We start from the raw sequence: 500 nt of genomic DNA, 5'->3' as shown, positions 1-500 counted from the left end.
CCTCTTGGCGCCTCTCCTGTTTTAGTAACTTCGCCCTCTACGACCGAATCACCGTTTCCTGGCGAATGCCCTTCATCAATGGGATGCACGGTCTTCTTCGAGTCCAATTCATCCCCCTCATACCCACTAGGGTCCGTAAAACTCAAAGGATTATTAAACACATAGCTATACCGATTCCAATTTTGGCTGAAGGTTGGCGCCTGCACAATCGGGTCCGGGCTTAGGAAGCGGCCAAGTGTCGGGTCATAAACCCTCCCGTTCATATGGATTAGACCAGTTCGATCCAAGTGCTCGTGTCCAGTGTAACCCCGATTGGTAGTGAGGAGTTGTACTGTCAACAAATCGGATACCTGTGACTGGCTTAGATTTTTACTCCAATCTTCCTCGCGGCGGCTACCATCCGGGTTAAAGGCGGTACTCAATATTTCCACACCATCTTTATCAGTAATTTTTTCAACTGAACCTAGATGGTCCCTATGGACATATTGGTACTCCCCAGT

General features: G+C 48.6%; 1 protein-coding gene. It reads right to left on the bottom strand.

Annotated features, from left to right (window positions below; genetic code table 11):
- The coding region (locus MO867_RS22570) for an RHS repeat-associated core domain-containing protein (RefSeq protein ID WP_252473358.1) at positions 1 to 500 on the bottom strand (500 nt) is incomplete at both ends.

The sequence above is a fragment of the Microbulbifer okhotskensis genome (assembly GCF_023895975.1).
Taxonomy (GTDB): domain Bacteria; phylum Pseudomonadota; class Gammaproteobacteria; order Pseudomonadales; family Cellvibrionaceae; genus Microbulbifer; species Microbulbifer okhotskensis.
The sequence above is the reverse complement of the archived record's forward strand: the minus strand, read 5'-3'. Positions and strand labels throughout refer to the sequence as shown.